Consider the following 23,335-nt stretch of genomic DNA (forward strand, 5'->3'; position numbering starts at 1 on the left):
TATTAAAAGAGGATGTTGGTATGGATAACTATTCTCTTTTTAAAAATCTACTTTCGAGGGGCATTTCGACAATTGCATTTGTTGTAATTGCCAGTGTTTCTTTTATCGGTTCCGCTCACGCCGAAGAATCAAAAAAAATTTCGCACGCGCTAAAGGTCGATTTCGCTTACTATCCCCAAAGCGACTATCAAAAAGGTGGTGATCACTTCGCTAAAATAACGGGCCCCTTTGACGGAATTCTCGCCAAGGCAACATGGAAATCAACATACACAATTCCCACGCCACTCGGCGAAGGCGAACTCCTTTCGGGAGCGAATGTAGAGCTCAACGGATCTCTAGAATTTTCACCTTTGAGCATACGTCCCATAGCAAAAGTTTCATTCACGCCACTTCCATTCCTTGTTTTTGACGTTGGTTCTAGTATTGGCTCGGGCTGGAACGCACTCGGCTTCGAAGGTTTCTGCAAATACAACGGTAGCACCTATAAAAACCTAACACCCTTTGCTCATTACTATCACGACCATTGGGTCGGCGCAACATTCCAATTCGACACAGGTGAAATTTTTGAAGGCGACTGGACTCACGTCGTCATGGTCGCTAATTACCAGATGATTTACAAAGGAATCACGGGCCTCGAAAAAGGACAATTGTGGGCATGGCAAACAACCGAAGGCTACGCAAACGGACTCGGTTATGAATTCATTGCATTGCTCGGCTACCAGATGCCCAAAGTTGTCAACTTCGTTGGAATCATGGCCGATATGTACGGGAACTATAGCAAAAAAGATTTTGGAGACTATGCCGATACTTTTGGCAAATTCATAACCGTCAAATTAAACTTTCTTGCAAGACTTGCTTTAAACAAAACAAACTCCCTTACTATTGATGCTATAATAGCAAGCCGTAGAAGCTTTACCACAGACCACAAAAAAGGCGAGGAAGAACCTCACCTTATTCAGTCTGGACGCGAATGGTATTTTGACAGCATTGCGTTCAGCTGGGAACGATCTTTCTAGGCTTCGCCACCGAATTCAAAGCCAGCTTCTTCGATAGTTTTCTTTAAAGCCGCTTCGTCCACAGAACCTTCGATAACGAGTTCTTTTTTTGCGACATTTGCCGCAGCAAAGACAACGCCTTCGAGCGCAAACGCAGCTTTTTCGACACACGCTTTGCAGTGACTGCAAGTCATTCCAAAGACTTTGTATGTTTTCGTTTTCGGTTCCGATTCGTGTTCGTCATGTTCCTCGTCATGGTCTTCATCATGACTGTGGCAGCAGCAATGTTCATGTTCTTCATCATCGTCATCATGGTCTTCGCAGCCACAATGAGAATCACAGCAACCACATCCGCAATGTCCATCGCAACCTTTATGTGCGAACTTTGCATAAATCATAAACAAAGCAAGGAGACCGGCACAAATGTAATCGAATACGCCTAGCGCTCCATGACCATGACATTCAGCAGCGCCCTGCGGAAACATTGCCGAAAGGAACGTATCCATGAAGAACGTATCGACAATGAAGCCAAAGAACATCGCACCAAAAGCAATCGAGAACAAGTATGCAACGAGAGTGCGCTTACCAAAAGCCTTGCCAACCACAAGCATCGAAGCGATACTCGTTGCAGGGCCAGCCATCAAAAGCACAAGAGCTGCACCAGGAGTAATACCCTTTGCTACAAGCGCAAGCGCAAGCGGAATGGAGCCCGTCGCACACGTGTACATCGGCATCGCCAAAAGCAACACACAGACCATGCAAAGAATCGGGTATTCACGCAATGCAAGGAACAGTTCGTTCGGGACAAATGCAGAAATCAACGCACCAAGCAAAAGACCAATCATAAGCCACTTGCTCACATCGCCCACCATATTGACGAGTCCATATTCGATGGTTTCACCGAGTTTTTGAACAAAAGTTTTTTTCGCGGTCGCTGAGTTTTTCGAGATGTCACACTCACAATGTTCATGATCGCCACAACCACAATGCTCATGATGATGTTCGTGAGAATCCTTGTATTCCGCACCAGCAACTTCCGCAGATTCATTGCGCGTTGCAAAATTTGTCAGCACACCGCCAAACATAGCAGTTGCAAAAGCAGCGATCGGACGCAGAATGGCAAACGGAAGTCCAAGCAAGGAGTATGTTGCCAAAATAGAATCTACGCCCGTCGCAGGAGTCGAAATCAAAAAACTCACGCTTGCGCCCTTGCTAGCGCCTTCACGCCTGAGCGCAATCGATGTCGGAATCACGCCACAACTGCAAATCGGAAGCGGCACTCCAAATAAAGAGGCCCAAAGCACAGATGCAAAATTCGGCTTCGAAATTTTAGGCACATACACTTGATTCGGCACCCACACATGCAAAATTCCTGCAAGCAAAAAGCCCAAAAGCAGGAACGGAGCCATTTCCGAAAACAGCGTAATAAATTCAAGAATAAAAGTTGTAATGTATTCCATGACTATGCCTTTTTCTTATGCAAAATATGAGCAAGACCCGTATTGAAAATTTCGCCAATATGCTCGTCGTCGAGCGCGTAATAAATTTTACGCCCGTCACGAGTCGGCTTGACCAAGTTCGCCGTGCGCAAAATACGCAACTGGTGACTTACCACGGATTGTTCGAGGTTCAGCTTTTCGGCAATGGCACTTACCGACATCTCGCCCGAAAGCAAAAGATGAATCACACGGATACGTGTCGTATCGCCAAAGAACTTGAAAAACTCCGAAAGTTCAAACAGAGTATCGATAGAAATATTTTGCATATTCGATGCTTTGCACATACTCGTTCTCTTTTTTTAATTGTTTAAATACATGAACAACAATTCATATATACATATTTTCATTCATTATGTCAAGACGAACGCCTCATATTTCAGTCATTTTGGAGCAAAACACATCAAAACAGATTAATCTGTTTATTATATTATCATTACAAGCCAGGAAATCCTTTAAAAGGATTGTATTAAAAAGGAGTTTTTATGAAAAAAATCGCAGCCAGTCTTTTGACCGTTCTCTGCGCTACCGCAATCGCAACCGCTCAAGACTATTCACAATCTTCTGAATGGGATAACGCACAACCCGTAACAACAACCCCGGCTGCCGTTGAAGTTCCTGCTCCGGCATACAACGAACCGCAAGCCGCACAAGCGACTGCACAGCCTGCAACAACAACACAGGCCGAAGCCGCCCCAGCCGAAAGCAACGATTCCATGCCTATCGATGAACAGCCCGCCTACAATCCCAAAAAACAAGCAATCGGATTCGGCGCACGCGCATCATTCATCTATGGTAACTTCTGGGGCTTCAAGGACCTCGACGACTTGGACGCGCCTACAGGTTTCGGTGCTGATTTCGGTGTTGCAGCACGCTTCACCATCACGAAAGGACTTTTGTTCACTCCAGAAATCGCCTTCCGCCTCCTTTATCTTGAACACGGAGACGACGATTACACCAGAAACTTCGACATGACCTTCCTTGATTTCGCATTTTATGTACGAGGCGAAATTACAAAAACATTCTATCTTGAAGTCGGTCCGCAGATTTCTATCAACACAAGCGGTGATTACACTATAGAAAACGAAAGCGGCGCTTACGATGATTTTGAAAACATCGAACAAAGCGCTGTCGAACTCGGCATCAATATCGGTCTCGGCTACCACATTTTGGACAATTTAACTGTCGGTTTTCGTTGGTACATGGGCTTCAACGACGTATTCCCTGACACGAAGTACCTCGACGAACTCACTGCAGACGACTACGAAGGATCCAAAATCAAGAGCAGTGTCAAATGCTCGTTCTCTAACCTGAAGGGCGCACACACGATGATGTTCAAACTCGGTGTCACCTACTGGTTCATCTAATACGGTGTAAAAATGTATTCGCTCCAGTCTTTGAATTTGCAACCCATCCTTTCAACTGATGGCATGCGCGGTCTTGATACTGCGTCAAAGAATTTCTTAGCAAACGAGAATACGAGCGAACCTTCCGAAAAAGACGTTATCCAAAGCGGATACACGTTAATGCAAGAAGCAGGGCTTGCGCTTTTCAAATTTGTTCAAGAAAAAGCGCTTGAGCCCATCGCTATTTTTATCGGTGGCGGCAACAATGGCGGAGACGGACTCGTACTTGCAAAACACCTTTTGCAAGCCGGGATTAAAAGCACCGTATTCAGCCTCGCCAACGAAATCAAATTCAAGAACGAAGCCAAATTAGCCCTTGATGATTTTCAGCAAGCGGGCGGCTCCCTTTTTGATTTCAAAAAAATTATAGAAGACCCCAAGCAAGCCTCACTCCTTTTGCACGAAGGTTTTAAACTCATTGTCGATTGCATGCTCGGGAACGGCGCCAAAGGCGAACTCCGCCAGGAATTTGCAAGCACCGTACAAGCAATAAACAATAGCGGTCTTCCAGTAATCGCAGCAGATGCCCCCACGGGTTATGATTCAAACGCACACATTTGCAACGACATTTGCATTCATGCAGATGAAACAATGTTGTTCGGATTTCCGCGGCTCGACGCCTACACAAAAGAAGGCGGACCATCATTTGGCAAAGTAGTTATCGCTCCGCTGAACTACCCTGCAGAACCCGTTCAGCAATTTGACGAAAGAGTTTATCTCATCACAGAAAGCGCCATTCCGCAACTCACGCCCAAACGTGACGAATGGGGAGACAAGCGTATTCAAGGCAGTCCATTAATTATTGCCGGCTCCAAGGGTATGCCGGGAGCAGCCGCGCTTTGCACAGAAGCAGCCCTCCGCAGTGGAGCAGGCCTTGTAACATTGGCCGTGCCGCAAAGCATCGCACAAGTTTTGCAAACTAAGCTCTCGGAACCTGTTTTTTGTAGACTCGAAGATAAAGCAGGCGAAAATTGCCGCGACGAAGCTCACAGCGAGAATCGCGGAGTTCTGCAACCTGAACACATCCCGACTTTATTAAAGCGCGCGAAACACGCAAGCGCCACCGCCATTGGACCAGGGCTTTCGACAAACGCAGGCGCAGTCCAAGCCGTTCTTGATTTACTCCCGCAGTTGAGCGCACCGACCGTCATCGATGCCGACGCATTAAACGCCATCGCGACATTGAACGAAGGCGCTATCAACACCGCTTCACAGGATTGCGCTGCAACAAATAACTGCGCGGCAGTACAGTATTTGCGTGAGATGAAGGCGCCAGCGATTTTAACTCCGCACATTCGAGAATTTGCAAGGCTTTTCGGCAAACTCCCCGAAAACAGTTGCGAAATTCCGAGCCGATTAAGAGAAATCGCCACAAGCATAAATAAAGTAATTCTTTTAAAAGGAGCCCCCACCTTTATTGCAGCGCCCGATGCTAACGTTTATATCATTCCTGTCGCGAATTCCGGCATGGCAAAGGGCGGCAGCGGAGACGTTCTTACAGGCATTATCGTAGCCTTAATTTCGCAGGGGCTCGCCGTAACAGAAGCAGCCGTACTCGGAGCTCTTTTGCACCAGAAAGCAGGACGCATCACACGTGAAGAACTCGGTGCATTCAGCATGCTCCCGAGCGATGTGATTAAGAATCTGCACAAAGCATTTTAACACATCCCGCGCCAAAACATCATCGTCAATCATGCCAAAGCCAACTTTGGCGCGATATTCGACTCGGCTCTTTTTGGCAAATTACTACATTCCCTAGTATGGCAGAAAAGACTTTATTACTTCTCGATTCTTTCGCACTCGCGTTCCGTATGTTCTACGCATACAGCCAGAACCCGCTCGTCAACAGCAAGGGCGAAGAAGTTTCCATGATGCACGGCTATTGGGGCGCAGTGCTCCGCATTTTAGCAAAGCACAAACCCACGCATTTTGCAATCGCCCGCGATGTCGCGCACACCAAGACTTTCCGCCACGAACTTTACCCGGACTATAAGGCCAATCGCGGCCCGATGCCCGACGAAATGGCCGCCCAAATGCCACTCCTTTGCGAATCCTTGGAAGCAAGCGGCATTCCACTTTTGTCAGAACCCGGCTACGAAGCCGATGACGTGATGGCAAGTGCCGCCGAAGCAGCTGTCAACGCTGGCTTCGACCACGTTGTGATCATCAGCAAAGACAAGGACATGTCGCAAATCGTGACCGACAAAATTCACCTTTTCCATTTGGAAAAAGGCGCCGACGGCATCGATTTTGGACCGCAACAAGTCCTTGAGAAATACGGCATCCCGCCTGAAAAAATTCGCGACTACCTCGCACTCATGGGAGACTCGAGCGATAACGTTCCGGGCGTTCCGAAAGTCGGCCCCAAAACCGCCATCCAGCTGCTGACTGAATATGGTGACATGGACAACATTTACGCAAACCTCGACAACATCAAAAAGAAAGGTTTGCACGACAATCTCGCGAACAACAAGGAACAGGCATTCCTCAGCCGCGAACTCGTAACGCTACAGACAAAGCGCGCCTACAACGGCAACCTCGATGCGCTTGAATTCTGCGGCATCCACAGCGACACGCTCGAAGGCATTTTCAAAGAGCACGAAATCAACAGTCTCATTCGATTGCTAGAAAACGTTCCGAGCAAAACCGGCTTTGTACGCAAAGACGATAGCGGCGAATCTAGCGACTCTTCCGACGACGCGGCCGGCGATTCTAGCGAATCCGGCAAAGTCGTAAAAGCAAGTTTCCCGGCCGACCTCCCGCCCACCTACATCTGCGTTGATAACGAAGAAACCTTCGAACAGATGAAGAAGGAATTCGACGAAGCAACAGAAATCGGTATAGACACCGAAACCGATGGACTCGATCCGATGCAATGCAGCATTGTCGGGCTTTGCCTTGCCGCCGCAGCAAAAGACGGTAGCGTTCCCAAGGGCTACTACATCCCGCTCGGACATACCGACGATATCGGATTCCCGTACCCCACCGGCAAGGGCGGAAACTTTGACTTCAACGCCACCAAGAAGTGGTTCATCGATTTTTGGAACGATTCTTGCACACTCCCCGCCAGCGGTTCCAAGCGTTCACTCGTTTTCCACAATGCCAAATTCGACTTGCACGTTCTCGCCCGCACCTTCGGACTCACGCAAAAGCAAATCGACTCCGCAAACATTATCGACACGCTCATTGCCGCCTGGATGCTCTCGCCAGGCCAAACCGGGCTCGGTCTCGACAATCAGGTTATGCAGCTTTTGCAGCACGAAATGATTCCAATCGAAAATCTCATCGGACGCGGCAAGAACCAAATCACCTTCAACCGCACACCCATCAAGGACGCTACCGAATACGGCGCCGAAGACGCGGTCTACACGCTCCGCCTCTGGGCTCCGCTCCGCGCCAAGCTCCAGAAGTACGACTACGAAAAGTACTTCTTCAGTCAGGAAATGCCGCTTCTCAAGGTGCTTTACCAGATGGAAGGCGTTGGCGCATTCGTTGACACCAAGATTCTAAAGGACCTGCAAGCCAATTTGCAGCACCGCATCGAAAAGCTCGAAAAAGAAATCTGCGACATGGCCGGTTGTGAATTCAATATCGGTTCACCCAAGCAGCTCGGCGAAGTGCTCTTCGACACACTCGGACTCCCCGAAATCAAAAAACGCAGCACCGATGCCGCCGTCCTCGAAGAACTCAGCTTCCGCGCGGCCCACCCGATTGTTTTCGCTGTCATCGAATACCGCGAACTCAAGAAAATGCAGAGCACCTATGTCTCCGTGCTCCCGACGCTCGTGAATCCGGACACCAAACGCATCCACACGAGCTTTATCCAGTGGGGCACCGCGACAGGCCGCCTTTCGAGCCGCGACCCGAACTTGCAAAACATTCCCGTCCGCAGCGAACTCGGCAAGCAAATCCGCGCCGCATTCGTACCGCAGAACCCGAACAACGTGATTCTCGCAGTGGACTACTCGCAGATTGAGCTCCGCATGCTAGCCCACCTGAGCGGAGACGAAGCGCTCATCGAAAGCTACAAGGAAGGGATCGACATTCACGCCCGCACTGCAGCCGCCATCAACCGCGTAAGCCTCGAAGACGTGACCGCCGACATGCGCCGCGACGCGAAGGTCGTGAACTTCGGCGTGCTCTACGGCATGACAGCCTTCCGCCTCTCCCGCGATTTGAAAATCCCGATGGCACAGGCCAAGAGCTTCATCGACGGCTATTTCGAAATGTACCAGGGCGTGCAAAAGTTCATCGACGACACCAAGGCCGCCGCCCACCGCGACGGCTACGTCGAAACGCTTTCCGGCCGCCGCCGCTACATCGCAGGCATCGACAGTTCCGACCGCATGGAATCGCAAATGGCCGAACGCATGGCCGTGAACACCCCCGTGCAAGGGAGCGCCGCCGACCTCATCAAGATTGCCATGATCCGTATCCAAAAGCGCATCAACGACGAGAACCTCCCGCTACGCATGATGCTCCAGGTGCACGACGAACTCGTGTTCGAATGCCCGAAGGACCAGGTCGAAGAACTTTCTGCCATGGTCAAGTCCGAAATGGAAGGAGCAATGGAACTTAAAGTTCCACTCGTTGCTAGCGTCGGATTCGGCAAAAACTGGTTAGAGGCGCATTAAGGCGGCGAATCTCGCCCGCGCCGATCCAAATGTTCTCAAAAAAAGTTCTCAAACGAATGTGATTTTAACCACGTTTATTCTTACAAACTTGTTATTTATTTCTATGTAAATAATTTTTCAGTTGCGTTTCAAACCTTTTTCATATATATTACTAGGCGTACAACGGGTGTATTCTTGAGTGTATGAGAAAAAGGGATGTTTGAGATTGGGCAAAAACGCTCGAAAATGTTCTCAAAAAATTTCTAAAATCACTTAAATTTCACAAAATAAGGCACCCAATCACAAGTCTCAACAAGGAGTCTTAGACATGAGATTGAATACCTTCGGCATCGCATGCAGCTCGCTTCTCATGGCAGCATCAGCATTCGCCGCCCTCCCCAAGGCAACCGCATTGGTCGAACCGATGGGCATGGGTTATAATATCGGCAACACCATGGAAGTTCCGGAAAATCCGACTGCATGGGGTAACCCGCTCCCGACCGCAGGCTACATCAAGGCCATCAAGGCTGCCGGTTTCAATACCGTGCGTATTCCTTGCGCTTGGTATTCCCATTCTGACGCTCTTACCAAAGACATCGCCGCAAATGGCGGTACCGCAGACAACGGCAGTTACACCCACGTAGGCAAGGCCGCCGACTTTACCACCCCGACCATTGACGCCGCATGGCTCAAGCAGGTGAAGGACGTGGTGGACATGGTCATCGCCGAAGGCATGTACGTCGTCTTGAACTCCCACTGGGACGAAGGTTGGCTCGAAGACCGCGTTTATGAAGGCACTGCCAATCCGCGTAGCGGTTCCGGCGACATCGCTAACTCCTCTGCAACGACCAAGGCTCGCCAAGCCGCTTTCTGGTCTCAGATCGCATCTTACTTCAAAGACTATGATGAACACCTCCTCTTCGCAGGCGCCAACGAACCGGGCGTGAACGACCCGTGGGGTTCCAGCGGACAGTGGGTATTCGACGACTCCCGTATGCAGATTTTGAAGGGCTACTACGACGCATTCATCACTTCCGTTCGCAGCGCAGGTGGCAACAACGACACCCGTACCTTGATTGTGCAGGCTCCGCGTACCGAAATGGACAACGCTCCGATGCTCAGCAAGAACTGGCCGACCGACCCGGCTGGCGATGGCTACATGATGGCCGAAGTCCACTATTATCCGTATCAGTACTCCCTCATGACCGCCGATGAAGATTGGGGCAAGCAGTATTATTACTACACCGGACTTTCCAGCACGAATGACAAGGAACACAACATGGGCTGGAACGTTTACAGCAAGAGCATAGACAACTCCGCTCTCGGCACTCCGAACCAGATTGCAAAGGCTTTTGGCGAACTCAAGACGATGTTCTGCGACAAGAGCATTCCTGTGATCATCGGTGAACTCGGCGCCATCAAGCGCACCGGTCAGATTACCGACGCTGCAAACCTCAAGCTCCATTTGCAGGGCCGCGCCCTCTTCTACGGTGAAGTCGCCAAGAACGCCAAGGCAAACGGCATTGTTCCTTACGTTTGGGACACCGGTGCAGAAGACGACGGCAACATGACCATCATTACCCGCCAGAAAGGCACCTACACCATTCTTGACCCGGATGTTTTGAACGCATTGCAGAAGGCCTACGGCCAGGAAGGCAACAACAAGAGCAACCTCGACAGTCTCGTCAACGAAAACGAAGTTCCTGAAACTGCAGACGGCAAAGGCGTTCTCGTCACCTACACGAGCAAGACCGCCGACTCCAGCGAAACCGGCACGCTCCGTATCAACCTCTCTGGCGCGAACAAGGATCTTTCCAAGTATGTCGGTCTCGAAATCCGCATGAAGGGCGAAGTCGCTTCTGCAGGCCCGTGCACCAATGCAGCAAAGGATTGCGGTGAATACGGCTGGACTTCCATGGACCTCTTCATGATGACAGGCGGTAGCTGGGCATGGTTTGACGCCTCCGTTTTGGAACAGGCAGACCAGCAGCTCGATGCCACAACATTCCAGACATTCCAAATCAAGTGGACAGATTTCCGCACAGAACCGACGGACCTCAATTCCGCAAACGCCATCGGTCTCAACCTTTACGGCACGCAGGTTTCTGGCACCATCACAATTGACTACATCAAGGGCATCAAGGCTGACGGTTCTACCGAAATCATCGATGACTTCGACAAGAAGCCCTCTACCGAAGGCACCGCTTCTAGCAAGATCGTCGCCATCTCCGGTTCCGGCTCCTCCGCCATCAAGGCAGTCGCAGCCAAGGCAACGGGCCTCCACCTGAACATCGTTCCGGGCTCCGTCACGGCAATGTTCAACGCCAACAGAGCTACTCGCGGTACGGCTATGCTCATGAACTCCATGGGCCAGGTCATCGCTCAGAAGAACTTCAACGCCCACGTCGGTGCAAACGAAGTCCAGCTGAGCACAAGCGCACGCGGTGCTGCAGTCCTCATAGTCAAGATGGGCAGCCAGAAGAGCGTACAGCAAGTCCGCCTCCGCTAACTTAAAACCCCTTGCATGTTGGAGTGTTTACAGCAAGGGAATAACAGAGAGAAAAATCTCCTGTTGTTTAGGGAAAAGGGCCCGGCAATTGCCGAGCCCTTTTTTCTTTTCCTCCTAACAAATTACCATTCCGTTTGCCAATCGCGTATGAACGCGCCATTTTCATCAAGAAACATCATGTTGATGGCACCAATGCCAAATCTATAATCACCGTCAGATTCATCTTGAATCTTCAGCCTTACAGAAATCGTTTGCTTAGCAGCATTTTCCACTTTTTCTTCAATACGAGACGCTTCGTAACTTCCATGCACCATCATCTTGGTCACGTCACTCATGTCATTTATTTCACCTTCATAAGGAGCAATACTGTCCTTAGGTAGTTTGAAATGGCCCCAATCTACACATCGTTTTACAGTCTTTCGAGAGCTAGGCAATTTCGCCCACGGCAAGCCATCCGACGTATCGCTTACAACCAGTTCAACCCTTATGGGTATTTCTGAATAATATTCAAAACAGACCGCATTCCAATTCGATATATCAACAGGTAATGGCTCTCCAGAAGCATCCTTAGCGATTCCAAAGCCGAGCGACACATACGGATCCGTCTGGCTAGTCCCCTTCTTCAGGGATGCAACGCCGCAAACACCCTTGCACGATTCGACAACCGGAGTCAACGAATTTTCCGCACCTTGCGCCACCGGCCATTTTACAGACGACATCCCGCCCACATCTTCGTCCGTAGCCCAATACCAGCGACCATCTTCCACGGCATTTTCCGGCCAAACGTTTTCAGCATAATATGATGTTTTAACTCGGTCAGGATTTTTAGTTGGAGTCCACAAAACTCCGTCATAGCCGTACAGAATAAATTCACCTGACGAATCGACCACTCCAGCATCACCTGCAGATTCCGGGTTTTCTACTTCCGGCACACCGTCTGCTTTCGTTCCAAAATACTTGATATTGAACTTATATTGCCCAGGTTCATTCTGAATTCTAAACATCAGACCTATCAACTGTTTAGCAGACTTCTCCCCGGCTTCTCGACTCCAGCCATCCGGAAATTCTTTTTTCCAAGGTGGGAATTTAAACTGGCTCCAATTAAAGCACTTGGTAACCTGACTAAGCGCTTTCGGCAAAGCCACAGCCGGGAATCCAAAGCCATCGTCAAACAATGCACCTAGCGAATCTCCCAAATCAAGCACTAGCGAAGCAGCTACATCAGATGTATACGAAATGCAAACGCCATTCCAATCAGAAACATCAATCGGAGTCGGATTATCAGCTGCATCTCTAGCCATTACAAAGCCAACCCCAGCAAAAGGTTGCATGGTCATTGTTCCCTTCTTCAAGTTGGCAACACCGCAAATGCCCTGACACGACTCAATAACAGTAGACAGGGAATCCGCATCACTACCGAGTTCTACAGGCCAGATTATGGAAGACTGCCCACCTTCGTTTTCATCCGCGCCACGAGCCTCCCAGAACCAATGACCATCAGCCTCTACATTCGCAGGCAGCCTCGACGCGTAAATTGCAGTATTAACATGGTAATCTCCCGCCTGAGGATTCCACAAATCATATCCATTCAGTCCAAAACTCCCCGAAGAAGATTCCCCCACGGAACTTGACGATCCAAACGCCACCGTATTCGGCTCCGTCGAAGTGCCGCTGATGTTTCCGTTATCTCCAGTACAAGCAGCAAGACTCAGCACCATAGCACCGCAAGCCGTATAAAGTTTTTTGTTCATATCAAACCTCCTCTTTTTTCACAATTTCCTTTGATAGCGGAAACAGCTGTAAATTCAACCTGTAAACTTGAGTGATATCGCTACACTCGTTTGCAATATCAGTAATCTTTTTGCGGCACTCGTCAAGCACTGCGACAATTTTTTCGTACGCTTCACGATTCACGCCCATCGTAACCCCCGTAACGTTTCGCACGTCCGGAGTAAAACGGTTCAGAGAATCCACCGCCAAATTGCCCATGGCTCGTTGCATCGAACGGATTGCAAGCGGCAAGCCCTCCTTGGAGCCTTCCACAGACTTTTCGGTTTGTTCGTAAACATTTTCGCGCACTTGTTTTAAGAATCCCGCGCGTTCCAAAAACGCAAGCGACTTGCGGACATCCAACGCAGAAACTTCTTGCGCGCAGGCTTTTGCAATATCACCCGGCATGGCTCCCGGCATCAACGGCGCCAACTCGCGCACCACCGGATTTTTCCAAGTATCGTAATACTCGAAAGCATCCTTATCGATAATGCGAACTTTATGATCGAGCGCAATCGATTGCATTTGTTCTAAGAAACTCTTCTTAGCATCGTCCGTTTTGGCGTTATCAAATTGAACCATCGCCTCAAAATAAGTGACCTCGCGTCCAACAAGACCTATAGCCTTAGCTACACGGTCCATAGTCACCTTACTCAAATTCGTCTTGCCCTCGCAAACCATCTTGAGGTACGACGGCGAAACAAACCCCGCAATTTTGGCAAACTCGCGCCATGAAAACGCAGAAGTCCTCTTGCGTTCTTCATAGTAGTCGTTCAAAAAAGCGTGATAATCTTGATATTCAACTATTGGTTTCATACTAATAAATATACTTTTCCGATTAAACACATGTCAATATTTTATAGTACATTTTCTTTAAAATTTATCAGTTTTTAGCATTTTTGTTCATGAGCAAAACGCAATTTAATTATATATAGTACACCCTGTACTGTATAAGCCCATTTCATCATTTGCTAAGGCAGAGAAGCCTATCAAACTACCGGATTCGCACGCACAGTTTCAACACATTCCCTCCGTCATACGAAAAGGGCCCGGCTTTCGCCGGGTCCTTCTTTTCCTCCTTACTATAATTTTCTAATCGCGATTCGTTCCAAGGGCCTTTATATTGAAACCGCCCTCGTTGCCCTTCTCGCCCTCGATAATGAACCTAACCGCAACAGCCCTTTTGACAACATCTTCGCCCGATATCCTGTACTTTTCGGGATTCGGCAACTTGTCCAAATTAGGTTGGGTGAATTCATTCCATTTATAACACTTAACGATTTCTAAAGAAGATGTTTTGGGCAAGACAACAGAAGGCCATTTATAAATATCCAAGTCCGTATCTTCGATAGCGCTTCCCGAAGTCAAGGTATCCGTGCTCATTTCCAAAGACACCGGATCTAAATCCATCCTTATAGGATAATCCGACCGATAGGTAACACAGATTCCGCCCCAGTTGGAGATATCGACCGGCACACCCTGGAGAGAATCATTTTGAGCAAGCTGGAACCCAAACAACGCATACGGCTTTCTAGAAAGTTCGCCCTGGTCTAATATGACATTGTTGCAGCACAGGCTACCGCACGCATCGATAATCACATCAAAAGGTGCAACATGCCCATCGTACTGATCGCTCCAATACCAGTCAAAAATCGAATTTCCGCCTTCATTTCGATCCGTATACTCGAACCATCGACCATTTTGCAAATGGTTCCACGAAGAATCCGCATAAAGAGTCGTTTTGACATTAGTCTCGCGAGCCTGACCATCCCACAAATCACGGGGATAATCGTCATCTGCATACAAATTCCCAGACGATTCGGTTCCCGAAGAAGAACTTGACAACGGTTCGGAATAAGTCCCTAACGACATGATATTGAATTTATATTCTCCAGGCCGCCCCGCAAATTCGATTCTAAACGCAACTAGCTGTTTCGCTGCTTTTGCTCCCACATCGGTTTTCCAATATTCCGGTACATCTCGCTTCCACGTAGGTATTCGGAAGTCACTCCATTTACGGCATACCGTCTTAGGAACACCATCCTTTGTCCTAGGCAAAGAAACAGCCGGATAAGCGAAAGTGGGCCAAGTTCTTTCATCAAGCAAATCCAACGAGTCGCGGACAGCCAATTGCAAGCTAAACGATTGATCCGATGTAAGAGTTACACAAATACCACCCCAATCAGAAACATCGACTGGAATAGGATTGCCACTACTATCCTTCGCAAGCGTAAAGCCGACATACGCAAAAGGATTTTCATCTACATCCCAAGAAGAACTTTCTTTCAAAACGACCGTTCCACAAATGCCATTGCACGCTTCAACAATAGCCCGTTCGTCTTTCGAGCTCACATAATCCATCGGCCAAACGACTGACGATAAGCCCCCATTTTCGGCATCCGTTGTCAAAAACCAATGGCCATCGGTTTTTGCGCCCGCCGGCAACGACGCCGCATAGCGAGCAACATTAACGGTAAAATCGCCCGCACTCGGATTCCACAAGTCGCCATCATTGAACTCATAATTCCCCGATGAAGATTCCACCACCGAGCTCGATGAAGCCCCGGGAACAGAACTCGACGAAGAATTTTGCGCCATCAACACATTGGGTTCTTCTGACGAACCCGATACGTCAACGCCCGAACAACCAAGAGCTGCAAGCGAAAATCCGGCGCATACCATATGTAGTTTTTTATTCATACTATTCCTCCGTTACACAAACGACTCTTTGAGTCAAAGGGAAAAAATGCAAATTCAACCTGCAAACCTGATCCAGTTTACCGCACTTCGCCGCTATCGAAATTATCTTCTTACGGCATGCTTCGAGTTCCTTCACAATTTCTTCGTAGCCCTCACGATTTACACCTAAAGTAACACCTGTGACGTCACGATCTTCGGGGCCAAACTGGTCAATAGATTCTATGCCAAGGCGCCCCATTTCACGATGCATCATGCGGATTGCAAGCGTGAGGCCTTCCTTGGAACCCACAACCGCCTTGTCGGTCTGCTCATAAACATTCTCGCCGGTCTTTTTTAAAAAACCAGCCTTTTCCAAAAAGGCTAAAGACTTGCGGACTTCAAGCGCAGAGATTTCTTGGCAACACATCTTCGCCATGTCGCCCGGCATCGCACCTGGCATCATCGGAGCAAGTTCGCGCACGACCGAATTTTTCCAACTGTCGTAATATTCGAACGCATCCTTGTCAACAACGCGCACTTGGTTCGCTGCAGAAATCGCCATCATCTTATCGAAGTAAACTTTCTTGACATCGTCTTTCTGAGCATTGACAAAGTTTACCATCGCTTCGAAATATTCAATTTCATAGCCGGCAAGACCCATCGCAACAGCCACACGATTCATCGTCACGCGGCTCAAGCTGCTCTTGCCATCACAAACAAGTTTCAAGTACGAAGGCGACGTGAACCCCGCAATCTTCGCAAACTCACGCCATGTAAAAGCCGAAGTTCTTTTACGTTCTTCGTAATAATCCGCCATGTAGGCTCGGTAATCTTTATATTCTACAATCGGTTTCATATTGACATATATACATTCTGCAAAACCAAATGTCAATATAAAATGATACAAAAATCATTAATTTTAGCAAAATACATCATTTTTTATTAAAATAAAAACGTTTTACAAGTCATAAATGATACAAATGTATCATTAGTAAAAAATCGCCGCAGTTTTTACCTGCGACGACTTTTAAAAAGCGACTAGAATCGCGGGCGCGCAATGCGCCGATTACCACATCTTGTCGAACTTCTGGCGGTTCTTTTCTTCGTCCTTCTTTTCCTGAACGATGGCGTCGATAACAGCAGCCACCGTGAGGTTAAAGATATCGTGGACAGAAGCGTCGGAGTCGGTGAAGTGAACCGGCTTGTTCAAGCCCATCTGCACAGGACCGATAGATTCGCCAACGCCCATTTCCAAGAGCATCTTGCAAGTGGTATTTGCAGAAGAGAGGCACGGGAAGATGAGCGTGTTCACGGTCTGGCCCTTGATCTTGTTGAACGGATACTTCGTATCGCGAAGATCCTTATCGAGAGCCACGTTCACCTGCATTTCGCCATCGAGAACGTAATCCGGATACTGTTCGTGAATCGTCTTCACGGCTTCGCGGACCTTGTTCACTGTGCCGCGAGCAGCTTCCTTGTCACTACCGAAGTTTGCGTAGCTAAGCATTGCCATCACCGGTTCGTGAGCGAAGAAACGGACAGCGTCGTGCGTAAGCTTTACGATATCGACGAGCGTTTCGGCATCCGGGTCGCGGTTCACGAGCGTATCGGCGAGGAAGAACGTACCCTTCTTGGTGCTGAGGATATGCATGGCACCGAAGTGCTTGTATTCCGGACGAATACCGATAATTTCCTTAGCAAGTTCAATCGTTTCGGAATACTTGGAATAGCCACCGGAAATGAGTGCATCGGCATCGCCGACCTTCACCATCATCATACCGAAGTGGTTCGGTTCGAACATGTCGTCGCGAGCTTCTTCGAAGGTCACACCATTGCGGCCGTTTTCTTCGGCATAAATTGCAGCGTAGTTGCGGCGGCGTTCGAATTCCTCCGGAGAACGCGGGTTCACAATCTTGATACCCGTGAGGTCGAGCTGTTCGCGCTGGGCAATCATCTGGATGCGTTCCGGGTTGCCAAGCAAAATCGGGTGTGCAACGCCTTCGGCCTGAGCCTGGACAGCGGCCTTGAGCATGTTGAGGTTGCTTTCGGCAAACACGACACGCTTCGGGTTGCTGCGAGCGGTATCACTGAACTGACGGATGAGCTTGTTGTCATAACCCATCATGTCGCGGAGGCGATCGTAGTAAGCGTCCCAATCGGTAATCGGCTTGCGAGCCACGCCACTTTCAATAGCAGCCTTGGCAACAGCGATAGAAACTTCCGTGAGGAGGCGCGGGTCAAGCGGCTTCGGAATCAAGTATTCCTTACCGAACGTGAAGCGCTGTGCGTTGTATGCAATGTTCACCACATCCGGAACCGGCTTGTGAGCGAGAGCGGCAATCGCGCGGACAGCAGCGTGCTTCATGTGTTCGTTAATCGTCGTTGCACGCACGTCGAGAGCGCCACGGAAGATGTACGGGAAACCGATAACGTTGTTCACCTGGTTCGGATAGTCGCTACGGCCTGTTGCAAAGATGAGGTCGCCACGGCTTGCCATAGCTTCTTCGTAGCTGATTTCCGGAGTCGGGTTTGCAAGAGCAAAGACAATCGGCTGGTCGGCCATGCTGCGGACCATTTCGCGAGTGAGGATGTTACCCTTGGAGAGGCCGACAAACACGTCTGCGCCCTTCATGGCATCTTCGAGCGTTTCGATGTCGGTGCGTTCCGTTGCAAAGAAAGCCTTTGCTTCGGTGAGGCCCTTGCGATCCTTGCGGATAACGCCCTTGCTATCGCACATCACAAGATTTTCTTTCTTGAGACCGAGAGACAGATAAAGTCTCGTGCAAGCGCAAGCGGCAGCGCCAGCGCCGTTCACAACCATCTTCACGTTGCGAATGCTCTTGCCTGCAACTTCGATAGCGTTCAAGAGGCCAGCAGAAGAAATGATAGCCGTACCGTGCTGGTCATCGTGCATCACCGGGATATCGAGTTCCGCCTTGAGCGTGTCTTCAATTTCGAAGCATTCCGGAGCCTTGATATCTTCGAGGTTGATGCCGCCGAACGTCGGAGCAATGCCCTTCACGATTTCGATAAACTTCTTCGGATTCTTTTCGTTGATTTCGATGTCGAATACATCGATACCGGCGTAAATCTTGAAGAGAAGAGCCTTGCCTTCCATCACCGGCTTACCAGCAAGTGCGCCAATATCGCCGAGACCAAGCACTGCCGTACCGTTACTGATCACAGCGACGAGGTTTCCCTTGCCCGTGTATTCGTAAGCGAGGTTCTGGTCTTTTTCGATTTCAAGACACGGTGCAGCCACGCCCGGCGTGTATGCAAGGCCCAAGTCCGTCTGCGTGCTGTGCGGCTTGGTAGGCACGATTTCGATCTTGCCTGGCTTGCCCATGGAATGGTATTGGAGAGCCATTTCCTTTAAGTCTTTTCCCATTTCGTTCTCCTGTGAGTCATAACTTTTTTCCGCGCGAAATTTAGAAAAATTTACACAACAATAAAAGGGTGCCAAAAATGTGTTTTTTGTTACATTTTAACCCAAATTTGCTATTGTTAAGCCGCAAACGAGACTTTTAGCTCCCATACGACGCGCATATTACAGAAAATGAAACAAACCATTAAACAGACTGTACTCGAAAACGGAATCTCCATTTTAACTGATTACATGCCGCACGCATACTCCGCCGCCGTAGGCGTCTGGATTCCACGCGGAAGCCGCCATGAAGCACCGGACGAATTCGGGCTCAGCCACTTTTACGAACATCTCGTTTTCAAAGGAACCGAAAACCGCACCGCACTTGAAATCGCGCACGCCATCGAAGACCGCGGCGGAAATCTCGAAGCGTACACCACCCGCCAAGAGACAGGCTTTTACGCGCAAGTCGAAAGCAGCGACATGCCGCTTGCTATCGATGTCATTTCGGACATGCTCATGCATCCTCGCTTCGACAAAAAAGAAATGGAAAAAGAGCGACACGTCATCATCGAAGAAGTCCATAGCTACGACGACATTCCCGAAGAACTTGTGGGTGACATTTTCAACGCCATTCATTTCAAGGGCTGTGGCATTGCACACTCCATCACCGGAAACGTCAAGCAAGTCGAGGCCCTCACGCGCAAGCAGATGCTTAAGTACGGGCACCAAGTCACTGACGAAATTCCATTATACGTTTTTGCATCAGGCAAAGTAAATCATAATGAGCTAGTAGAACTTTGTGCACAAAAATTCGAACAAAAAAAGATTAATGGTTTCACGCCCGATGACATTTACACATCCAAAAGCAGCGTAAAGATTGTTCAGAAAAGCGACATCACACAATCGAACCTTTTCTGGGGACTCAGTTTTGACCGTTCCCTCATGAGCGATCGAGATCGCTGTGCATTTTCGATTTTCAACGTGGCGATGGGCGCCGGCATGGCATCACGCCTGTTCCAGAAAATTCGCGAAGACAAAGGCCTCGCCTACTCCGTGTATTCCACCGCAGACCTTTACAAAGACTGCGTAGACTGGGGCGTTGCCCTCGCGACTGAACCGCACCAGCTCAAGACCGCACTCGCACTTTCTATCGCCGAAGTCAAGAAATTTCTGCGCCATGGATTCATCAAAGATGAGCTTGCACGCACCAAGACAAACATTCTCGGAAGCATGCACCTCGGCGCCGACAGCCCCGAAAAGCGTCTCATCCGCATGGCAGAGCAAACACTTCACCTCGGTGAATTCCATACAATGGAAGACGTCGAAAAGAAAATCCGCGCCATCACCGAAGACGAAGTTCTCGAAACAATCAATCGTTTGTTCAACACAGCAAAATATTCCATCGCCGTCGTCGAGCCCAAAAGCAAAAAGAAGACCGTCCTCGACGTAGATTTCTTTTAGGTGCTAGGTTTTAGGAGATAGGTTATACCTTAAACTGCAAAATTTCTTCAGCAGTCAAATCTTCGATTTTCTTTCCAACACGCTGTGCATATTGCACAAGCTTTTGGATATGCAATTTACTTTTAGGAGGTTCTTTATACGGATCTGGCGTAGCCATGTATTCTTCCATAGAATCCGCCAGAATAACCGCAGGCTTTCTAATTCCATTCATAGGTATAGACCTCCAAAAGTTTTCGTGACGCATCCCCTTCAAGAATAAACTGGTAAGGATGCTGAGCACCCAAATAGGAAGCTCCTAGAACTTCAATATAGTGATTTAGCAATTCTTTGTTAAGGGCAAAACCATGAACAACACCCCTATACCCCCATTGCATAGCCTTGTCAACGGCAATTGCAAAAAGATGACCGCCTACACCACTATATTTTTGACTTCCAAATGAATGTTTGTTGTTTTGCGGGGCAGAGCAAGCCCAATGTAGATAGGCAGCTTCTACATCAACATCGTTTTTCACACCCACAAGCCCCTGAATTTCGTTATTTTCCTTCAAAGCTAAAGCATATATTTCAACATTGCAAGGAACCTCAATCCAATTAATTCCCCATCCATCTTTTTCCTTGAATTTTCTCAGAAACGAACGGCTTTCGATTTTGAAAACCACAGTTTCCTTGATTTCTCCAGTTTCGGTATCCTTGAGGCAAGGGACAATTTCGTCCAACCAAATATCAACACAACCGCTAATCAGCGAATTCTTCATCTTTTACTCCTTCCCGCGGACATGCGTAAAACGGCGGGGCTTTAGTTTTTTATTGTAAAATGAACATTTGTTCACTACTCAATATAGATTCATAAAAGTATTTTGTCAAGTTTTTTTAACTTTTAGGGAGAATGCATGCAACTTTTAAACTTCACCTTACCCAACGCATTTACAAGCCCTGCATAATCAAGAGTTTGCAAAGGCTCTTTTTCACCCGCATAGCTGCAATGGTTCACCTTTTTATCCCATGATACCGAAACAAATTTTTCTGGAATTTCACATTTGAGCAAACAAGATGGGCTTTGAAAGGGGGCGTTTCCGGCGACGGAGGCAAGTTGTTTTGCAGTAGGCGTATTTCCGAATCGTCTAGGAATAAGAATTATCTGGTCCGGTTGCAAAAATTCTAATAATTTTGCATAGGTTTCTCGACACGCATCAATAGAATTGTCGGAAACAAGCAAATTGACACCTGGTTTTATTTTCGTTCTGGACAGTTCCTTTACTTGTTCGATAACTCGCAACACTTCACTTTGGATATTTGGATTATGTATTGTTATATGGACTTTATCTGGGCAATGCTTGAGTAGCTGTCCAAATACAGATTGTTTCAGAAGAGGCAAGCCATTGGTCGTTACGCTCGTATAAGTTATCGGATATAGCGCATCGACAACATCAAAAATTCCATCGTATTCAAAAGGTTCTCCACCACCTAACGAAACAGCCTTGATTCCATGATTCACACAGTCTTTGCAAAAGGAGATCACTTCGCTTGGCTGCCAAGCGGTTGCACCTTCAGGATTGCTCTGATTATAACAAAAAGGGCATCTTTTGGAGCAATAATTGGATAAATCAACCGAGAGAATCTCTTTCATTTTCTTTCACCCATTTCTCCATATCTTCTTTATCAATAGTCAGCAAGAACTTCTTACCACGATAAGGTTGTTCAGCCAATGATTCAATTTCAGTTTTTCGTTCATTTAACACGCTTAATAAATAATACGGATATTCCATTCCTAGAATGGATATTTTTTCGCCTTTAACATTTAAATCTTGAGCAACTTTTTCATAAATCTCATCTTCAATAACCACAACATAAGGATTAACGATGTCAAAAACCTGATCCCAATAATCTTTAAATCCCGAAAAGTATTCCCACCAATCCTCTCGCATTTTTTTTATTTGGGCGATAAAAGTTTCATCAAGCCTCCCCGAAGATTTCCTTATAGAATCATGTTTGTCAATTCCTGTTTTTTTATAAGGAAACACGGCATTACTTTTCATACCAAGAATAGAATCCTGGGCAAACAGTTTGTCATAATCTGGTTCTTTTCCAATAAATAGGATTGTCGGTTTATCTGTATAGCACCTACAAAAACCTGCAACCGAAGGAAAATAGATACGAACGTATTGGAATTTTCCATCAGACAAAGGCAACAGCGCAAAATCACCGCACTCAATAGAAGCGTATTCACTTCCAGTGCAACTAGATGGTAAAAATTCCGCGACTTGAAGTTTTGGAAAATCATCAAAGCTTATTGGCAAACGTAAAACTCGTTTTTGATCTCTTGGATTCAACTGTTGCAATTTGAATTTATATTTGGGCGTAAATGTCCGCTCTGTTAAATGAGCTGTCCAATAAGGTTGCTGGTATAGATAGAAAGGAAAATATTCAAAAAAAGCGTCATGGACATACTTTATCGTTTTATTTTCTTCATCATAATTATCGCTAAGATCCCACGCATCAATTCCTGCAGCTTTTAAAACAACTCCCTTTTCAACCATCTTGTTTACATGTTCCAATGCTTCGCAAGGATCAATGAGATATAATCCTTTTGACCTAGAATAACACGCTAACAAATAGCTGTATTTTGAAGCAAATCGGACAAATTCATTCGTTTGAGAAACATCTATCTGAACAATATATCCTCGGCTATATTCATCAAACTTTTGGGCATCTTTTAGATAAGCAATTAACAAATCAGATTGATTATCATCAAAATTGAAATTACGAATTCCCAGCTCATTTGGCAAAAGGAAATCATCTTCTAAAATGCTATCTGCACTACATTCAGGAATATCGCACGGAACAGGGCCATTTTCGTCAAAATCAAAAATGGCGACATTTCCATCCTTGTCCGCAATGAACCATGCGGTGGACATAGAATGAGTTGCAGGATATTCTTTGTCAATAAGCATAATACTGATTCACCATGATGAGAGACTTATATAAATATACACTCACAGCATTGTCAAAAGATGACATTTTGAGAAATTCAACGCATTT

At 47.6% G+C, this 23,335-nt stretch carries 17 protein-coding genes; 6 read left to right on the plus strand and 11 right to left on the minus strand.

Annotated elements, in window-relative coordinates; all coding sequences use genetic code 11:
• Positions 1-20 precede the first annotated feature (20 nt).
• Positions 21-1,016, plus strand: coding sequence for a hypothetical protein (locus tag BUQ91_RS09125; protein ID WP_074209031.1), 996 nt, complete (start codon positions 21-23; stop codon positions 1,014-1,016).
• Here the strand turns inward: BUQ91_RS09125 and BUQ91_RS09130 are convergent.
• Positions 1,013-2,455, minus strand: coding sequence for an SO_0444 family Cu/Zn efflux transporter (locus tag BUQ91_RS09130; protein ID WP_074209032.1), 1,443 nt, complete (start codon positions 2,453-2,455; stop codon positions 1,013-1,015). The two genes, BUQ91_RS09125 and BUQ91_RS09130, sit on opposite strands and share 4 nt — an antisense overlap.
• A gap of 2 nt (positions 2,456-2,457) precedes the next feature.
• Entirely contained in the window at positions 2,458-2,760 is a 303-nt protein-coding gene (locus BUQ91_RS09135) for an ArsR/SmtB family transcription factor (protein WP_254794356.1), read from the minus strand.
• A gap of 216 nt (positions 2,761-2,976) precedes the next feature.
• Between BUQ91_RS09135 and BUQ91_RS09140 the strand changes: the two genes are divergently transcribed.
• From BUQ91_RS09140 to BUQ91_RS09155, 4 genes are all read left to right on the plus strand, one after another.
• A complete protein-coding gene (locus BUQ91_RS09140) occupies positions 2,977-3,858 on the plus strand; it encodes a porin family protein (RefSeq protein WP_074209033.1) in 882 nt (293 codons plus the stop codon).
• Between the two features lie 12 nt (positions 3,859-3,870).
• A complete protein-coding gene (locus BUQ91_RS09145) occupies positions 3,871-5,559 on the plus strand; it encodes a bifunctional ADP-dependent NAD(P)H-hydrate dehydratase/NAD(P)H-hydrate epimerase (protein ID WP_074209034.1) in 1,689 nt (562 codons plus the stop codon).
• Between the two features lie 98 nt (positions 5,560-5,657).
• On the plus strand, positions 5,658-8,531 hold the full coding sequence (gene polA, locus BUQ91_RS09150; protein ID WP_074209035.1) for a DNA polymerase I: 2,874 nt from the start codon (positions 5,658-5,660) through the stop codon (positions 8,529-8,531).
• A 307-nt stretch (positions 8,532-8,838) separates the two neighbouring features.
• Positions 8,839-11,019 (plus strand): glycoside hydrolase family 5 protein, encoded by a 2,181-nt coding sequence (locus BUQ91_RS09155; protein WP_074209036.1) that lies wholly within the window; start codon positions 8,839-8,841, stop codon positions 11,017-11,019.
• A 122-nt stretch (positions 11,020-11,141) separates the two neighbouring features.
• On the opposite strand, the gene BUQ91_RS09160 is transcribed toward BUQ91_RS09155, so the two are convergent.
• The 5 genes from BUQ91_RS09160 to BUQ91_RS09180 form a co-directional block, all read right to left on the minus strand.
• Positions 11,142-12,770, minus strand: coding sequence for a hypothetical protein (locus tag BUQ91_RS09160; protein WP_074209037.1), 1,629 nt, complete (start codon positions 12,768-12,770; stop codon positions 11,142-11,144).
• Position 12,771: 1 nt separating this feature from the next.
• The gene (locus BUQ91_RS09165) at positions 12,772-13,605 is read right to left on the minus strand and encodes a TIGR02147 family protein (protein ID WP_074209038.1); all 834 of its coding nucleotides are present in this window, start codon (positions 13,603-13,605) and stop codon (positions 12,772-12,774) included.
• A gap of 276 nt (positions 13,606-13,881) precedes the next feature.
• Positions 13,882-15,489, minus strand: coding sequence for a hypothetical protein (locus tag BUQ91_RS09170; RefSeq protein WP_074209039.1), 1,608 nt, complete (start codon positions 15,487-15,489; stop codon positions 13,882-13,884).
• 1 nt (position 15,490) lies between these two features.
• On the minus strand, positions 15,491-16,324 hold the full coding sequence (locus BUQ91_RS09175; protein ID WP_072827908.1) for a TIGR02147 family protein: 834 nt from the start codon (positions 16,322-16,324) through the stop codon (positions 15,491-15,493).
• A gap of 210 nt (positions 16,325-16,534) precedes the next feature.
• The gene (locus tag BUQ91_RS09180) at positions 16,535-18,856 is read right to left on the minus strand and encodes an NADP-dependent malic enzyme (RefSeq protein WP_074209040.1); all 2,322 of its coding nucleotides are present in this window, start codon (positions 18,854-18,856) and stop codon (positions 16,535-16,537) included.
• 168 nt (positions 18,857-19,024) lie between these two features.
• Between BUQ91_RS09180 and BUQ91_RS09185 the strand changes: the two genes are divergently transcribed.
• The gene (locus BUQ91_RS09185; RefSeq protein WP_074209041.1) at positions 19,025-20,296 is read left to right on the plus strand and encodes a M16 family metallopeptidase; all 1,272 of its coding nucleotides are present in this window, start codon (positions 19,025-19,027) and stop codon (positions 20,294-20,296) included.
• Positions 20,297-20,318: 22 nt separating this feature from the next.
• On the opposite strand, the gene BUQ91_RS09190 is transcribed toward BUQ91_RS09185, so the two are convergent.
• From BUQ91_RS09190 to BUQ91_RS09205, 4 genes are all read right to left on the minus strand, one after another.
• Entirely contained in the window at positions 20,319-20,507 is a 189-nt protein-coding gene (locus BUQ91_RS09190; protein ID WP_072827905.1) for a hypothetical protein, read from the minus strand.
• Positions 20,494-21,051, minus strand: coding sequence for a hypothetical protein (locus BUQ91_RS09195; RefSeq protein ID WP_072827904.1), 558 nt, complete (start codon positions 21,049-21,051; stop codon positions 20,494-20,496). Before BUQ91_RS09195 ends, BUQ91_RS09190 begins: the two co-directional genes overlap by 14 nt.
• 122 nt (positions 21,052-21,173) lie before the next feature.
• A complete protein-coding gene (locus tag BUQ91_RS09200) occupies positions 21,174-21,923 on the minus strand; it encodes a radical SAM protein (RefSeq protein WP_072827903.1) in 750 nt (249 codons plus the stop codon).
• On the minus strand, positions 21,901-23,247 hold the full coding sequence (locus BUQ91_RS09205) for a hypothetical protein (RefSeq protein ID WP_074209042.1): 1,347 nt from the start codon (positions 23,245-23,247) through the stop codon (positions 21,901-21,903). Before BUQ91_RS09205 ends, BUQ91_RS09200 begins: the two co-directional genes overlap by 23 nt.
• Positions 23,248-23,335: the final 88 nt, after the last annotated feature.

The sequence above is a fragment of the Fibrobacter sp. UWB11 genome (assembly GCF_900143015.1).
In the GTDB taxonomy this organism is placed as follows: domain Bacteria; phylum Fibrobacterota; class Fibrobacteria; order Fibrobacterales; family Fibrobacteraceae; genus Fibrobacter.

What these genes read in the sequence shown, in the direction of transcription:
- BUQ91_RS09175 (WP_072827908.1), bottom strand. Translation starts at nt 16,324, where the DNA reads ATGAAACCGATTGTAGAATATAAAGATTACCGAGCCTACATGGCGGAT.
- BUQ91_RS09140 (WP_074209033.1), top strand. Translation starts at nt 2,977, where the DNA reads ATGAAAAAAATCGCAGCCAGTCTTTTGACCGTTCTCTGCGCTACCGCA.
- BUQ91_RS09135 (WP_254794356.1), bottom strand. Translation starts at nt 2,760, where the DNA reads ATGCAAAATATTTCTATCGATACTCTGTTTGAACTTTCGGAGTTTTTC.
- BUQ91_RS09200 (WP_072827903.1), bottom strand. Translation starts at nt 21,923, where the DNA reads ATGAAAGAGATTCTCTCGGTTGATTTATCCAATTATTGCTCCAAAAGA.
- BUQ91_RS09180 (WP_074209040.1), bottom strand. Translation starts at nt 18,856, where the DNA reads ATGGGAAAAGACTTAAAGGAAATGGCTCTCCAATACCATTCCATGGGC.
- BUQ91_RS09195 (WP_072827904.1), bottom strand. Translation starts at nt 21,051, where the DNA reads ATGAAGAATTCGCTGATTAGCGGTTGTGTTGATATTTGGTTGGACGAA.
- BUQ91_RS09190 (WP_072827905.1), bottom strand. Translation starts at nt 20,507, where the DNA reads ATGAATGGAATTAGAAAGCCTGCGGTTATTCTGGCGGATTCTATGGAA.
- BUQ91_RS09145 (WP_074209034.1), top strand. Translation starts at nt 3,871, where the DNA reads ATGTATTCGCTCCAGTCTTTGAATTTGCAACCCATCCTTTCAACTGAT.
- BUQ91_RS09170 (WP_074209039.1), bottom strand. Translation starts at nt 15,489, where the DNA reads ATGAATAAAAAACTACATATGGTATGCGCCGGATTTTCGCTTGCAGCT.
- polA (WP_074209035.1), top strand. Translation starts at nt 5,658, where the DNA reads ATGGCAGAAAAGACTTTATTACTTCTCGATTCTTTCGCACTCGCGTTC.
- BUQ91_RS09160 (WP_074209037.1), bottom strand. Translation starts at nt 12,770, where the DNA reads ATGAACAAAAAACTTTATACGGCTTGCGGTGCTATGGTGCTGAGTCTT.
- BUQ91_RS09130 (WP_074209032.1), bottom strand. Translation starts at nt 2,455, where the DNA reads ATGGAATACATTACAACTTTTATTCTTGAATTTATTACGCTGTTTTCG.
- BUQ91_RS09205 (WP_074209042.1), bottom strand. Translation starts at nt 23,247, where the DNA reads ATGCTTATTGACAAAGAATATCCTGCAACTCATTCTATGTCCACCGCA.
- BUQ91_RS09185 (WP_074209041.1), top strand. Translation starts at nt 19,025, where the DNA reads ATGAAACAAACCATTAAACAGACTGTACTCGAAAACGGAATCTCCATT.
- BUQ91_RS09125 (WP_074209031.1), top strand. Translation starts at nt 21, where the DNA reads ATGGATAACTATTCTCTTTTTAAAAATCTACTTTCGAGGGGCATTTCG.
- BUQ91_RS09155 (WP_074209036.1), top strand. Translation starts at nt 8,839, where the DNA reads ATGAGATTGAATACCTTCGGCATCGCATGCAGCTCGCTTCTCATGGCA.
- BUQ91_RS09165 (WP_074209038.1), bottom strand. Translation starts at nt 13,605, where the DNA reads ATGAAACCAATAGTTGAATATCAAGATTATCACGCTTTTTTGAACGAC.